The organism is Micromonospora sp. WMMD1128, from assembly GCF_027497235.1.
GTDB lineage: Bacteria > Actinomycetota > Actinomycetes > Mycobacteriales > Micromonosporaceae > Micromonospora.
Genome location: NZ_CP114902.1, coordinates 2,595,202 through 2,609,753 on the forward strand (window position 1 = coordinate 2,595,202; position 14,552 = coordinate 2,609,753).

Here is a 14,552-nt window from a genome sequence, read left to right on the forward strand (position 1 = left end):
GGAGACAATCTCTATGGTGATGAAACGACGTGCCGGCGCGGTCCTGGCACTGTTTATGACCACCGCTCTCGTCGCCGCCGGATGCGGCGGCGGTGGCGAGGACGACGCGGACAAGGGTGGCGAGCTCTACAAGGACCCGGTGACGCTGACCTGGTGGCACAACGCCTCCCAGGACGGCCCCGGCAAGACCTACTGGGAGAAGGTCGCCAAGGACTTCTCCACCGCCCACCCGACCGTCACGATCGAGATCGAGGCGATCGAGACCAACCAGCTCCAGCGCACCCGGCTCCCCGCCGCGCTGTTGAGCAACGACCCGCCGGACATCTTCCAGGCGTGGGGCGGCGGCGAGATGCGCGAGCAGGTCGAGGCCGACTACCTCAAGGACGTGACCGACCAGGTCAAGGACGAGGTCGCCGACATCGGCAGCGCGGCGGAGATCTGGCAGGTGAACGGCAAGCAGTACGGCCTGCCGTTCCGGATGGGCATCGAGGGCGTCTGGTACAACAAGGACATGTTCGCCCAGGCGGGCATCAGCGCGCCGCCGACCACCTTCGAGGAGCTCAACGAGGCGGTCACCAAGCTCAAGGCCATCAACGTCATCCCGATCGCCCTGGGCGCGGGCGACAAGTGGCCGGCCGCCCACTGGTGGTACAACTTCGCGCTGCGCGCCTGCTCGGTCGACACGCTGAAGAAGGCGTCCACCGACCGCAACTTCGACGACCCGTGCTTCGTGAAGGCCGGCCAGGACCTGAAGGCCTTCATCGACACCAAGCCGTTCCAGAACAACTTCATCGCCACGCCGGGGCAGAACGACCCGACCAGCGCCAACGGACTGCTGGCCAACGGCAAGGCCGCGATGGAGCTGATGGGCGACTGGAACCGCGGCACGCTCGACACCGTCGCCACGGACAAGGAGAAGCTGGCCAAGTTCCTCGGCTGGTTCCCGGTGCCGGCGATCTCCGGTTCGGCGGGTGACCCGAAGGCGGCCCTCGGCGGCGGCGACGGTTTCTCCTGCGCCAAGAACGCTCCGGCCGAGTGCGTCGAGTTCCTCAAGTACCTGGTCAGCGACGAGGTGCAGAAGGGCTACGCGGCGACCGGCACCGGCCTGCCGGTGGTCAAGGCCGCGGCGGACGGGGTGAGCGATCCGGCCCTGAAGTCGATCCTGACCGCCACGTCCGAGGCCACCTACGTGCAGCTCTGGCTGGACACCGCCTTCGGCAGCACGGTCGGCACCGCGATGAACGACGCCATCATCGCCATCTTCGCCGGCAACGGCACGCCGGAGAAGGTCGTCGACGCCATGAAGGCGGCCGCGAGCAAGTGACCTCCACCGACCAGACCCGGTTCCCCGCCGGCGGCGTCTCCGCGCCGCCGGCGGGCCTCCGGCCCGCCGCACGCCCGTCCAACCGCCGGGCGCAGACCCGGCGCAAGTGGTACGAGATCATCGGGCTGACCACGCCGGCGCTGATCATCTACGTGATGTTCGTGCTGGTGCCGATCGGCTTCGCGTTCTACTACAGCCTCTTCCGGTGGCGCGGGGTGGGCCCACCCACCGAGTACATCGGTTTCAAGAACTACACCCTGGCCTTCCAGGACCCGATCTTCCTCGACGCGCTGCGCAACAACGCCATCGTGGTGTTCGGCTCGCTGCTGATCCAGGGGCCGGTCGCGCTCGGCGTCGCGCTGCTGCTCAACCGCCGCTTCCGCGGGCGCTCCGCGTTCCGCCTGCTGGCCTTCGTGCCCTACGTGCTCGCCGAGGTCACCGTCGGCATCATGTGGAAGCTGATCCTCACCGGCGACGGCACCGTCGACGTGCTGCTGCGGTCGGTCGGCCTGGGCGGCCTGGTGCAGGCGTGGCTGGCCGACCTCGACGTGGTCATCTGGACGCTGCTCGCCGTCCTCACCTGGAAGTACGTCGGCTTCGCCATCATCCTCCTGCTCGCCGGCCTGTCCAACGTGCCGGACGAGCTGACCGAGGCCGCCGCGATCGACGGCGCGAGCTGGTGGCAGATCCAGCGCCACATCACCCTGCCGCTGCTCGGGCCGACGATCCGGATCTGGATGTTCCTGTCCATGATCGGCTCGTTGCAGGTCTTCGACGTGGTCTGGGTGACCTCCGTGCCCGCGGTGCGGTCCCTCGGCGCATCGGCCACCATGGCGACGTACATGGTGGACAACGGGTTCTTCGCCCGGCTCTGGGGCTACGGCAACGCGATTGCCGTGATCCTGTTCGTCATCTCCTTCGTCGCGGCGCTGCTGTTCCAGCGTTTCCTGCTCCGTCGGGACATCGAGGGCGCCATCACGAGAAGGGCGAACTGACGTGAGCGCTAACACCGTCGTCTCCCGGCCCGCCGGCCGCCGTCCGCTGTCCTGGGGCACCCCGCTGACGTACGCGCTCGCGCTCGCGGTCGCGGCCGTGTCGATCGCGCCGATCGTCTACGTCATCATCGGCGGTTTCCGCACCACGCCGCAGATCGTGGCGGATCCGGCCGGCCTGCCTGACCCCTGGGTCTGGGACAACTACTCCCGGGTGCTCACCCAGAGCGACTTCTGGCGGCAGGCGTTCAACAGCGCGGTGATCGCGCTCGGCACCACGCTCGGTGTCGTGGTGCTCGGCCTCTGCGCCGCGTTCGTGATCGCCCGCTACACCTTCCGCGGCCGGGAGGCGTTGCACACGTTCTTCACGCTCGGCCTGCTCTTCCCGGCCGGCGCGGCCATCCTGCCGCTCTATCTGATGCTGCGGGACCTGAACCTGATCAACTCCTACTACGCGGTGATCCTGCCGCAGGTCGCGTTCTCGTTGCCGATCACGATCGTCATCCTGCGGCCGTTCCTGTCCGCCATCCCGCGGGAGTTGGAGGACGCCGCCGCGATCGACGGCGCGGACCGCCTCGGGTTCCTCTGGCGGATCGTGCTGCCGCTGTCCCGACCGGCGCTCGTCACCGTCGGCATCCTCGCGTTCGTGGCGAGCTGGAACGCGTTCCTGCTGCCGCTGCTCGTCCTCGGCGACGTCAACCTGCACACCCTGCCGCTGGGCGTGCAGAACTTCTCCAGCCAGTACACCACCGACACCGCCGGCGTCCTCGCCTTCACCTCGCTGGCAATGCTGCCGGCGCTGCTCTTCTTCACGCTCGCCGAGAAGCAGATCGTCGGCGGTCTCCAGGGCGCGGTCAAGGGCTGAGCGGCAGCGGTCAGCGCACAACACAGGGAAAGGCACACCATGACAGAGGTCCACGCGGTGGTGGGCGGGCCGGTGCCGGCCCAGGCAGGTCCGGATCACGACCGGCGGGACGCACCGGCCGGTGAGGCCCGCGTCCGGGAGTTGCTCGGCCGGATGACGATCGAGGAGAAGGTCGCGCAGCTCGTCGGGTTCTGGGAGAAGGAGGACGGCGAGGCGGTCGCGCCCCTGCAGGGCGAGTTCGCCGACAGCGGCCGACTCGAGGACTTCTCCCGGCACGGGCTCGGTCACCTCACCCGCGCCTACGGCACCCGCCCGGTTGACGCCGCCGCCCGGGCGGCGTGGTTGTGGAAGTTCCAGCGGGACCTGGTGACCGGCACCCGGCTGGGCATCCCGGCGCTCGTCCACGAGGAGTGCCTGACCGGCCTGTCGGCGTGGAAGGCGGCCACGTTCCCCACGCCGTTGGCCTGGGGCGCCGCGTTCGACCCCGATCTGGTGACCGAGATGGCGGCGGCGATCGGGGCGTCGATGCGGGCGCTCGGCATCCACCAGGGCCTGTCCCCGGTGCTGGACGTGATCCGGGATCCGCGCTGGGGCCGGGTCGACGAGTGCATCGCCGAGGACCCCTACCTGGTCGGCACCGTCGGCACGTCGTACGTGCGGGGCCTCCAGTCGCAGGGGGTGCACGCGACGTTGAAGCACTTCGCCGGCTATTCCGCCTCCCGGGCCGGGCGCAACTTCGCCCCGGTCCACGCCGGCCCCCGCGAGATGGCCGACGTGCTGCTGCCGCCGTTCGAGATGGCGATCCTCGACGGCGACGCGCGCAGCGTCATGCACTCCTACGCAGAGGTCGACGGCGTGCCGGTGGCGGCCGACCCGGCGATGCTGACCGGCGTGCTGCGGGACCGGTGGGGCTTCGACGGCACGGTGGTGGCCGACTACTTCGGGGTGGCCTTCCTGAACCTGCTGCACCACGTCGCGGCCGACAACGCGGACGCGGCAGCGCAGGCGCTGGCCGCGGGCCTGGACATCGAGCTGCCGACCGGCGACGCCTACCTGACGCTGCCGGCGTCGGTGCGGGCCGGAGTGGTCGACGAGACGTTCGTCGACCGGGCGGTGCTGCGGATCCTGCGCCAGAAGCTGGAGCTGGGGCTGCTCGACGCCACGTTCACCGAGGAGCCGCCCGGCGCGATCGACCTCGACCCGCCGGAGCACCGGGCGATCGCCCGCCGCCTCGCCGAGGAGTCGGTCGTCCTGGTCGGCAACGACGGCGTCCTCCCGCTGCCCGCGGGTCGGCGGGTGGCGGTCGTCGGTCCGAACGCCGACCGGCAGGGCGCGCTGTTCGGGTGCTACTCCTTCCTCAACCACGTGCTCGTCCAGCACCCCGGCGTGGAGACCGGCATCGAGGTGCCGACCGTCCTCGACGCGGTGCGGGGCGAGTTCGGCGCCGACCACGTCACCTGGGCCGGGGGCTGCGACGTGGACAGCGATGACCGGTCCGGTTTCGACGAGGCGGTCGCCACGGCGTCCGCCGCCGACGTCGCCGTCCTGGTCGTCGGCGACCACGCCGGCCTCTTCGGGCGCGGCACGGTCGGGGAGGGCTGCGACCGGGACGACCTGGAGCTGCCCGGCGTCCAGCGGGAGCTGGTCGAGGCGGTCCTGGCCACGGACACTCCGGTGGTCCTGGTGCTGCTCACCGGCCGGCCCTACGCGGTCGGCTGGGCGTTGTCCCGGTGCGCGGCAGTGGTGCAGACGTTCTTCCCCGGCGAGGAGGGCGCCGGCGCGATCGCCGGGGTGCTGTCGGGGCGGGTCAACCCGTCGGGCCGGTTGCCGGTGAGCCTGCCCGGCTCGGCCGGCGCGCAGCCGTACTCCTATCTGCACCCGACGCTCGGCGAGGGCAGCAACGGCACCAACCTGCCGGCGACGCCGGTGGCGTCGTTCGGTCACGGCCTGTCGTACACGACGTTCGCGCACTCCGACCTCACCGTGCCGGCCACCGTGCCGGCCGACGGGGCGCTGCGCGTGACGGTGCGGGTGACGAACACCGGGGCGGTCGCCGGCGACGACGTGGTCCAGCTCTACGGCCGCGACGTGGTGGCCTCGGTGACCCGGCCGGTGGCGCAGCTGCTGGGCTACCAGCGGGTGCGCCTGGAGCCGGGGCAGTCGGTGACCGTCGAGCTGACGGTGCCCACCACTCGCCTGGCCTTCTCCGACCGCACGCTCACCCGGGTGGTGGAGCCCGGCGACGTCGAGCTGTGGGTGGGCACGAGCGTCCGGCAGGACACGCAGGCGTCGACCACGCTCGTCGGCGACGTCGTCGAGGTCACCAACGCTTCTCCGCGCTGGACGACCACGAAGCTGGGCTGACGTCCGTCCGCCGGCCGTCTCGGGGCGGCCGGCGGACCCTCGTTCCCGGAGCGATTTAGCGGCATATCGGCCATATAGCCCGTTTTGTCTCCGTAGGCTCCTGGGTGTCAGCCGGCGCCGGCCCTCAAGGGATGCGTGAGTCACCGTGAACGACGCGGACACCATGGTCCTGCCCCGGCTCGGGTCGGCCGAGGTCGGCGTCGAGGACCCGTGGGGTGAGGACGGGCCGCCCCGTCCGCGCCGGTCCACCGCCCGCGCCGCGGCCCGCGCCGCCCGGTGGCGGGTGGCCGCGTGGCTGCTGCCGGCGCTGCTGATGGGCGGCCTCGGCGGCGCCGGGCTCGGGACCGCGGGGCCGCGGGCCGGGGAGGCGGCCACCTGGCGCGCCGCCACGTCGCCGTGGCCCGACGCGCTGGGCGGTGGTCCGGTCCCGCTCGTGCCGTACCACCTGCTGATGCGTGGTTGGGCGGCGCTCTTCGGCGCCGACCCCGTCGCCCTGCGCGTACCCTCGCTGCTGGCGATGGTCGGGGCCGCCGCGCTCGTCGGCGCGCTTGCCGCCCGGATGTTCGCGCCCGGCACCGGCGTGCTGGCCGGCGTGCTCCTCGCGGCGCTGCCCGTCTCGGCGCGGTGCGCGCGCGAGGCCCAGCCGTACGCCCTGGCGGTGTTCGCGGCCGTGCTCGCCACCTGGCTGCTGCTGCCGGTCCTGGACCGGCCGCGCGCGCGCCGGCTCGCCGCCTACGCCGGCGCGGTGGTCCTGCTCGGCCTGTGCCAGGTCGGCGCGTTGCTGCTGCTCGCCGGCCACGGCTGGGTGGTGTTCGCCTTCCGTCGCCGCGCCGCCGGCCGGTGGCTGGCCGCCGCGGCGCCGGGGGTGCTCGCGGTCGCCGCGCTGGTCGGGTCCGGGGTGCGCGCCGACGGGCTGTTCCCGCCGGGCGTGCGGATCGATCCGGCCGCGCTGGCGGCGACGCCCCGGGAGCTGTTCGGCGCCGCCGCGCTCGGCGCGACGCTCGCCGGCCTGGCCCTGTTCAGCCTTCCCCTCCGGTATGCCGCCGCGATCTGCACCGCGTGGGCGCTGGTGCCGGCGCTCGGCCTGCTCGTCGTCGCCCGGGCGGCCCCGGTCTGGTCGCCGGACGCCCTGCTCTTCACGGTGCCGGCCTGGGCGGTGCTCGGCGCGGTCGCCCTGGCCCGGCTGCGCCCCGGGGCGGCCTCCTCCTGACGGCCGAACGGTCCGGATGCGGCTGATCGCCCACTTTGGTGGTTATTGCCGGCTTAGCATCGGTCGGGGTTCCGGGCGAGCCCGATGCAGACCATGGGGGAAACGTTGGCCGTCGCCGCCGATTCACGCCTGTCCCGCGCCGCGACGCCGAGGGCGCCGGGGCCACCGCCGGTCGGTCCGCCGCCGGCCGCGCCGCCCGGACCGGCCGGCCGGCCGGCGCCGGAGCGCCGGCAGCGCAACATCCGGGCCCGCCTCGCGTACGCGCGCTGCGGCGCCGTCGCCGGGCCGCTGCGCCCACCCCGCCACCCCGACGCGACGGTGCAACTGCGCCCGGCCGCCTCGGTCGCCGCGCGGCTGGTGCTGACCCTGCTGGTGCTCGTCAACAGCGCCGCCGGCCTGCTCCTCGTCGGCTGGCTGCTGCTGCCGCGGCACGTGCCCGGCCCGGGGGTGATCGGGCTCGGCGGCTGGTCGACGGTCGCCGCCCGGCTGGCGTTCTGCGTGGTCGTCGGCATCGAGCTGATCCGGCTGGCGCAGAACCTGGTGGTGTGGGTGTTCGCCTTCCACGCCAAGGATCCGGTGCCCGTCGATCCGCCGGTCGGCCTGCGGGTGGCCCTGCTCACCACCATCGTGCCGAGCCGGGAGCCGCTCGCCGTCGCGGAGCGCACGCTGCGCCGGCTCCGGGAGATCGTCTACTGCGGACAGGTCGACGTGTGGATCCTCGACGAGGGCGACGACCCGGCGGTGCGGGCGATGGCGGCGCGGCTGGGCGTCCGCCACTTCAGCCGCCGGGGCCGGCCGGAGTACAACCAGCCGCGCGGGGAGTTCCGGGCCCGGACCAAGTCCGGCAACCACAACGCCTGGCGGGCCGAGCACGAGCACCGCTACGACGTGGTCGCCAATGTCGACCCGGACCACGTGCCGCTGCCCCACTTCCTGGAACGCACGCTCGGCTATTTCCGCGACCCCGACGTGGCGTTCGTGGTGACCCCCCAGGTGTACGGCAACATGCACCAGAACTTCGTCGCCCACGGCGCCTCGGTGCAGCAGTACCTCTACAACGGCCTGATCGCCCGGGGCGGCAACGGGCTGGACGCGCCGCTGCTCACCGGCACCGGCCACCTCTACCGCCCGGCGGCGTGGCGGACCATCGGCGGCTACCAGGACTCGATCATCGAGGACCACCTGACGAGCATCCGGATCCACGCGGCCGTCAACCCGGCCACCGGCCGCCGGTGGAAGGGCGTCTACACCCCGGACGTGGTGGCGCTGGGGGAGGGCCCGACCTCCTGGGCCGACTACTTCAACCAGCAGCGACGCTGGGCGGCCGGCGTCTGCGAGATCCTGCTCCGGCGGAACCTGCGCGCCCCGCGCGAGTTGCCGTCGCGCCGCCGCTGGCAGTACCGCCTGCTCCAGTTCTACTACCCGAGCGTCGCGGTCAGCCTGCTGCTGGGCAACGCCGCCACCGCGCTGTACCTGCTCACCGGCGTCGAGGCGGGCCGGCTCGATCCGCGAATGTGGGCGACGCTGTGGGGAGCGACGATCGGCACCTGGTTCCTGCTCTGGCTGTGGTTGCGCCGCTTCAACATCGCGCCGCACGAACGGGAGGAGGTCGGCATGGTCGGTATGGCGCTGGCGCTGTTCGCCGGGCCGGTCTACCTGGCCGCCGCGGCCGGCGCGGTGCTGCGCCGCCGGCTCGGCTTCGTGGTCACCGCCAAGGGGTCGCTGCGCACCGCGGAGTCGCTGCGCACCTTCCGGCTGCACCTGTGCTGGGCGGGCGCGTCCGCCGGTCTGCTCGCGGCGAGCTTCGCGTTCGACCACGGCCACCCGCTGCTACGGGTGTGGCCGGCGCTGACGCTCGTCACCGGTCTCGCCCCACCGCTGATCGCCTGGGCGGAGAACGTGCGCTCCCGGCGGGGCGACCCGCCGGGGTCGTCGGCGCCGACCGGCGGGGGTGCGCCGTGCTGAGGCTGAGCGTGCCCCGGGTGGGCCTGGCGCTGGCCGGCGCGCTGCTGTTGGCGTACGCCTTCGTGGTGGCGCCGGGCGTGTGGCGCGGCCCGGGCGCGGACGTACCGGACCGGCGCGCCGGGGGAACCGCGCCGGAGGCGGTGGCGACGGCCGACGCCCCGGCGGCGGCCACGACCGGTCCCGCCGGCGTGTTCCCGCCGGCCGGCCGGACGTTCGTCGGGGTGATGACCGAGAAGGGACCGTACGACCTGACCGCCGTGGACCGGTTCGCCGACGCCGCCGGGCGGGCGCCGCAGGTGATGCTCTTCAGCGCCGGCTGGGCGTCCGCCGCCTTCGACCGGAGCCTGTTCGACCGGATCGCCGAGCGGCACATGATGCCGATGCTGGGCTGGGAGCCGTGGGACCACGCGGTGGACGTCGCGGCCCGGGACACCGGCCTGCCGGCCCGCCAGGTCGACCGGCTCCGCTCCACCCAGCCGGACTACCGGCTGGCCCGCATCGCCGCCGGTGACTTCGACGGCTACCTGCGGTCGTGGGCCGAGGGCGTGCGGTCGCTCGGCTATCCGGTGGCGATCCGGTTCGCGCACGAGATGAACGGCGACTGGTACCCGTGGTGCGAGCGGGCCAACGGCAACCACCCGGGCGACTACGTGCGCGCCTGGCGGCACGTGCACGACGTCTTCACCGCCGCCGGGGCCACGAACGTGACCTGGGTGTGGAGCCCGAACGCGCGGTGGGACAAGACCACCGCCGGGCTGACCGGGCTCTACCCGGGCGACGACTACGTCGACTGGGTCGGCGTCACCGGCTACTACGGCATGGGCGCGTTCACCACGTCGTACTCGACCTTCGATGAGATCTTCGGGCCGACCATCGCCGAGATCCGCGCCGTGACGCGCCGGCCGCTCGTCGTCACCGAGACCGGCGCCGCGGACACCGGCGGGCGCAAGGCCCAGTGGATCCGGGACACGTTCGAGGCGCTGCCCCGCTATCCGTACCTGATCGGGTTGATCTGGTTCGAGGTGGACAAGGAGCAGGACTGGCGCGTGGCCGGCTCGCCGGACGCCTCGGCGGCGTTCGCCGAGTCGGTCGCCGCCGACCGGTACGACGTGACCTGGTCACCGGCGATGCGGCCACGGACCGCGGCGGACTGACAGGCGCGGTCGTTTCGGTGGCGTCACCGCCCGGCGACACGTCCCGCCGTGCCGGTGACGACCTGGTGACGCGGCCTGCGGCAGGGTCGCGGCACGAGGACGGCACGGCGCGAGGGGGCGGCATGATCAGGACGATGCGTCGGCTTCGGGCGCGTCCCGGTTGCGCGCCCGCGGTGGGCCCGGCCTGGGCGGACGTGGTCGGGCAGCTCCGCGCCCTCACCGGCGGCCTGCGCCACGAGCTGCTCCGCGACGCCCTGGACTCGTACGGCTTCGTCGTGGTCACCGAGTGGACCGACGAGGCGGCGCTGCGCGCGTACCGGGACGGTCCGGTGGCGACGCGCCTGGCCGACCTGCTCCGGCCGCTGACCGACCCGGCCGGGCCGCCCGACTATCCGCTGCTGACCGAGACGGAGGAGGGCGCCGGCCCGGTCTACGTGGACGTGGAGTTGACCGTGCCGTGCGCCCGCCTCGCCGAGTTCCACCGCGGCTACCCCGAGGTGGTGCGGCGGATGACCGCCGTGCCGGGCTACCGGCGCGAGCAACTGCTCCGCGAACCCGGCTCGGACACGCACCACATCGTCGCCGAGTGGGACGGCGCGGCCGAGTTCCTCGACTGGATCGCCGATCCGGCCCACGCCTCGGCGCAGGCCGGGCCGATCGCACCGTTCCTGCTGGACATCCGGCGCCGCCTCTTCCACGTCGTGCCCGACGGTGGGGGCCGCCGACACCACACCACGGTCAGGGAGGCCGACGTGCAGAGGACAACTGACGTACTTGTCGTCGGGGCGGGCCCCACCGGGCTGACCGCCGCCGTCGAGCTGGCCCGCCGCGGCGTCGACTGCCAGGTGATCGAGAAGCTGGCGGCCCCGCCGGGCCAGGCCGACAAGGCGATCGGCGTGCACTGCCGCACCATGGAGATCTGGGAGGAGCAGGGCGTCGTCCGGGAGGCGATGGACGCCGGCATCTGGCTCACCGGCAACATGGTCTTCGTCAACGGCGTGCAGACCCACCGGATGAGCTGGGAGCTGCCCGGCCTGCCCTACGCCCACCTCGGCCTGCCGCAGTACGAGACCGAGCGGATCCTCACCGCCCGGCTCGCCACGCTCGGCGTCCGTCCGCGACGCGGCGCCGAGCTCGTCGACTTCACCCAGGACGCCGACGGCGTGACCGCCGCCGTCCGCACCGCCGACGGCGCCACCGAGACGGTACGGGCGGCGTACCTCGTCGGCTGCGACGGCGCGCACAGCCGGGTGCGCGAGCGGCTCGGGCTCACCTTCACCGGCGGGCTGGGCCGCTTCCCGCAACTGTTCATGCTCGTCGACGTCGACGTGGACTGGGACATGCCGGACGGGCACCTGCTGCGGTTCCTGCACACCACCGACGGGCAGATGGACGGGATGCTCGTCTGCGTGCCGCTGCGCGGCGAGCACCGCTACCGCATCGCCACCCTGGCCCCGCCCCGGTTCTTCGCCCAGACCGGTGGGCAGGACGCCCCGCCCGGGTTCAGCGAGGAACTCGCCTCACCGACCCTCGACGACGTGCAGGCCGCCCTCGACCGGCTCGCGCCGCCCGGCACCCGGGCGTCGAACCTGCGCTGGTCGTCGGTGTTCCGGATCAGCCACGGCATCGTCGACCGCTACCGCCACGGCCGGGTCTTCGTCGCCGGCGACGCCGCCCACCTGCACCCGCCGGCCGGTGGGCAGGGCATGAACACCGGCATCCAGGACGCCTGGAACCTGGCCTGGAAGCTGGCCCTGGCGGTACGCGGGCTCGCCGCGCCGGGGCTGCTCGACAGCTACGAGGCCGAGCGGCGCCCGGAGGGCGAGGAGATCGTCGGCCGGGCGGTGCGGCTGGCGGGCACCGAGGAACTGGACCGCGCCGATCTGGAACGGCAGTTCCGCCAGGAGATGTCGCTGCTGCTCAGTTACGCCGGCAGCCCGCTGGTCGGGGAGACCGTCGCGGACCCGGCCGCGCTCGGCGACGCGCCCCGGCCCGGCGACCGCGCGCCGGACGTCGAGGGCCTGCGCCGGCGCGGCGTCGGCCACCCGCTGCGGCTCCGGGACCTGACCCGGGGAACCCGGCACACGCTGCTGCTCTACGCCGACGCCACGGCCGGCGCGGCGGAGCTGGCCGGTCTCGCCGACCTCTGCGCCGACGCGCGTCGGCAGGCCGGCGGGGAGCTCGACGCGTACCTGCTGCTGGACCCGGATGTCGACGAGCCGCGACTGGCCGACCCGCCGGTGCTGCGCGACGCCGACCGCCGGTTCCGGGCCGGGTACGGCCTGGCCGGCACCGGGCTCTACCTGATCCGCCCGGACGGGCACGTCGGTTTCCGGGGCGCCCCGGTCGACGCCGACGCGCTCCGCAAGCACCTGGGCCTGGTGTTCGGCGGCGCCCGGTGAGCCGGGTCCGCACGGTCCTGGCGATGCGGACCCGGGAGGGCTGCGCGGAGCGTTTCGAGGCCGAGTGGCGCACCGCCGCCGAGGAGATCCGCACCCTGGACGGCTGCCTGCACCAGGATCTGGTCCGCGACGCCGACGACCCGCGCAGCTATCTGATCATCAGCGACTGGGCGGACCGGGAACGGTTGGACGCGTTCGGCCGCAGCGCGCACCGGGACCGGCTGCTGCGGGTGGTCCGCGAGTTGCGCGAGTCCGCCCAGCGGCACACGTACCAGGTGCTGCACAGCGTGTCCGGCGAGCCGGGGGAGGAGGCCCGATGACCGAGGACGTCGTGCCCGCCGCCGAGCTGTACACGGACGCGTTCGCGGCCGACCCCTACCCGACCTTCGCCCGGCTGCGCGCGCACCGACCGGTCTGCCCGGTCGGCTCGCCGCGCTTCGACTCCTGGCTGATCACCCGGTTCGACGACGCGCGGGGGGCGCTCACCGACCCGCGCCTGTCCAAGGACCTCTACGGGCCCGACCAGCACTACCTGCGGATCTTCGGCCCGAACTCGGAGGGGTTGAACCGCAACATGCTCAACTCCGACCCGCCCGAGCACACCCGGCTGCGTCGGGTGGTGTCGCAGGCGTTCGCGCCGCGGCGGATCGAGGCGCTGCGCCCCCGGGTGGCCACGATCGTGGACCACCTGATCGACAAGATGATCCCGCGGGGCGAGGCGGACCTGATGCGCGAGTTCGCCATCCCGCTGCCGATGACTGTCATCTGCGAGCTGCTCGGCGTGCCGCCGGCCGACCACGACCGGGTGCTCGACTGGACCCAGGTCATCCGCACCTCGGGTTCCACCAGCCGGCCGCCCGCCGAGGAACGCGCCGCGGTGCAGGAGGCCCAGCTGCGGCTGCACCACTACCTGGCCGACCTGGTCCGGGCCAAGCGCGACGACCCGGCCGACGACATCATCGGCGCGCTCGTGGACGCCGTCGACCGGGACCGGACGCTGTCCGAGGCGGAGCTGGTCACCACCACCTTCCTGCTGCTGTTCGCCGGGCACCAGACCACCGCCGACTTCCTCGGCAACGCGGTGCTGGCGCTGCTCACCCACCCGGAACAACTCGACCTGCTGCGTACCACGCCGCGCCTGCTGCCCACCGCGATCGAGGAGCTGCTGCGGTTCGACGGCCCGCTGCCGGTGGCCAGCCCGCGCATCGCCACCGAGGACGTCGACTACCACGGGGTACGCATCCCGCGCGGCGCCATCGTCGGGGTGGCGATCAACGCGGCCAACCACGACCCGGACCACTTCACCGACCCCGACCGGCTCGACCTGCGCCGGGTCCGGGGACCGCACCTGGGCTTCGGGCACGGCGTGCACTACTGCCTCGGCGTCTCGCTGGCCCGGATGGAGGCGCTGCTCGCGCTCTCCGCGCTGCTGCGCCGGCTGCCCGGGCTGCGGCTCGCCGTCCCGCCCGCCGAGGTGCGCCGGTTGCCCGCCGCCTCGCCGTTCCGCGGCCTGCTGGAACTGCCCGTCACCTTCTCCGTGCCGCACTCACCCAAGGAGCAGTCATGGTCTTCCGGAACGTGATCGTCTGCCACATGGTCCCCGGCAGCGACGAGGTCGTCGGCAACGTCTTCGGCCACTACGACCAGGTCACCCGCCCGCAGGACCTCGGGGTCGTCGGGCGCTACCTGCTCTCCCACCACGACCTCTACCTGCACGTGATCGAGCGGGAGCAGGACCCGCGGATCTCCGGGCAGACCCGCGGGCTGCCCGCGTTCCAGAAGATCGCCGAGGAGATCGGCCCGTACGTGACGCCGTACCCGCGTTACTGGAAGAACCCGTCGGACTCGGTGGCCAAGGAGTTCTACCACTGGGCGCCCGACGGCGAGCCGCCCGCGGACACCACGCTCACCGTGATCGTCGGGCGGATCAAGCCGGGCGCCGAACCGGACGTGGCCCGGGTGTTCGGCGAGTCCGACGCCGGGTCGCTCCCGACCGACCTGGGCGTCACCGGCCGCTGGCTCTACTCGATCGACGACGTCTACGTCCACCTGCTGGAGCAGGAGTCGTCGGCCGCCGAGGCCACCCGCGACCAGCACGCCGACAAGCCGGCCTTCGCCAAGGTGATGCAGGACCTCGGCCCGTACGTCGAGCCGTACCGGCCGGATCTCTGCCGCGGCCCGCAGGACCAGGCGGCAACCGTCTTCTACCGCTGGCGCGCCCAGGACTGAGCGTCGCCGGAGGTTTACACGCCGGTGACGGTGTGTCAGCCTCTGGG

11 protein-coding genes are annotated in these 14,552 nt (G+C 73.3%); all 11 read left to right on the forward strand.

Features of this window, described 5'->3' with window-relative positions:
• Nucleotides 1-55: 55 nt before the first annotated feature.
• The 11 genes from O7602_RS11820 (at nt 56) to O7602_RS11870 (ending at nt 14,505) form a co-directional block, all read left to right on the forward strand.
• Nucleotides 56-1,324 (forward strand): extracellular solute-binding protein, encoded by a 1,269-nt coding sequence (locus O7602_RS11820; RefSeq protein ID WP_281588728.1) that lies wholly within the window; start codon nt 56-58, stop codon nt 1,322-1,324.
• Entirely contained in the window at nt 1,321-2,319 is a 999-nt protein-coding gene (locus tag O7602_RS11825; RefSeq protein ID WP_281588730.1) for a sugar ABC transporter permease, read from the forward strand. Before O7602_RS11820 ends, O7602_RS11825 begins: the two co-directional genes overlap by 4 nt.
• A gap of 1 nt (nt 2,320) precedes the next feature.
• Nucleotides 2,321-3,181, forward strand: a complete 861-nt coding sequence (locus O7602_RS11830) for a carbohydrate ABC transporter permease (RefSeq protein ID WP_281588731.1) — start codon at nt 2,321-2,323, stop codon at nt 3,179-3,181.
• Nucleotides 3,182-3,220: 39 nt separating this feature from the next.
• Nucleotides 3,221-5,545 (forward strand): glycoside hydrolase family 3 N-terminal domain-containing protein, encoded by a 2,325-nt coding sequence (locus O7602_RS11835; RefSeq protein ID WP_281588733.1) that lies wholly within the window; start codon nt 3,221-3,223, stop codon nt 5,543-5,545.
• A gap of 145 nt (nt 5,546-5,690) precedes the next feature.
• Entirely contained in the window at nt 5,691-6,755 is a 1,065-nt protein-coding gene (locus O7602_RS11840) for a glycosyltransferase family 39 protein (protein ID WP_281588735.1), read from the forward strand.
• A gap of 93 nt (nt 6,756-6,848) precedes the next feature.
• Entirely contained in the window at nt 6,849-8,720 is a 1,872-nt protein-coding gene (locus O7602_RS11845; protein WP_281588737.1) for a glycosyltransferase family 2 protein, read from the forward strand.
• The gene (locus O7602_RS11850) at nt 8,714-9,874 is read left to right on the forward strand and encodes a glycosyl hydrolase (RefSeq protein ID WP_281588739.1); all 1,161 of its coding nucleotides are present in this window, start codon (nt 8,714-8,716) and stop codon (nt 9,872-9,874) included. Before O7602_RS11845 ends, O7602_RS11850 begins: the two co-directional genes overlap by 7 nt.
• A 134-nt stretch (nt 9,875-10,008) precedes the next feature.
• A complete protein-coding gene (locus O7602_RS11855; RefSeq protein ID WP_281588741.1) occupies nt 10,009-12,276 on the forward strand; it encodes an FAD-dependent monooxygenase in 2,268 nt (755 codons plus the stop codon).
• 23 nt (nt 12,277-12,299) lie between these two features.
• Nucleotides 12,300-12,596 carry an antibiotic biosynthesis monooxygenase family protein gene (locus O7602_RS11860; protein WP_281588743.1) on the forward strand — a complete coding sequence of 99 codons (297 nt, stop codon included), beginning with the start codon at nt 12,300-12,302 and terminating at the stop codon, nt 12,594-12,596.
• The gene (locus O7602_RS11865; protein WP_281588745.1) at nt 12,593-13,858 is read left to right on the forward strand and encodes a cytochrome P450; all 1,266 of its coding nucleotides are present in this window, start codon (nt 12,593-12,595) and stop codon (nt 13,856-13,858) included. Before O7602_RS11860 ends, O7602_RS11865 begins: the two co-directional genes overlap by 4 nt.
• On the forward strand, nt 13,840-14,505 hold the full coding sequence (locus O7602_RS11870) for a TcmI family type II polyketide cyclase (protein ID WP_281588747.1): 666 nt from the start codon (nt 13,840-13,842) through the stop codon (nt 14,503-14,505). Before O7602_RS11865 ends, O7602_RS11870 begins: the two co-directional genes overlap by 19 nt.
• Nucleotides 14,506-14,552 lie beyond the last annotated feature (47 nt).

What these genes read in the sequence shown, in the direction of transcription:
- O7602_RS11820 (WP_281588728.1), top strand. Translation starts at nt 56, where the DNA reads ATGACCACCGCTCTCGTCGCCGCCGGATGCGGCGGCGGTGGCGAGGAC.
- O7602_RS11835 (WP_281588733.1), top strand. Translation starts at nt 3,221, where the DNA reads ATGACAGAGGTCCACGCGGTGGTGGGCGGGCCGGTGCCGGCCCAGGCA.
- O7602_RS11845 (WP_281588737.1), top strand. Translation starts at nt 6,849, where the DNA reads ATGGGGGAAACGTTGGCCGTCGCCGCCGATTCACGCCTGTCCCGCGCC.
- O7602_RS11855 (WP_281588741.1), top strand. Translation starts at nt 10,009, where the DNA reads ATGCGTCGGCTTCGGGCGCGTCCCGGTTGCGCGCCCGCGGTGGGCCCG.
- O7602_RS11860 (WP_281588743.1), top strand. Translation starts at nt 12,300, where the DNA reads ATGCGGACCCGGGAGGGCTGCGCGGAGCGTTTCGAGGCCGAGTGGCGC.
- O7602_RS11865 (WP_281588745.1), top strand. Translation starts at nt 12,593, where the DNA reads ATGACCGAGGACGTCGTGCCCGCCGCCGAGCTGTACACGGACGCGTTC.
- O7602_RS11870 (WP_281588747.1), top strand. Translation starts at nt 13,840, where the DNA reads ATGGTCTTCCGGAACGTGATCGTCTGCCACATGGTCCCCGGCAGCGAC.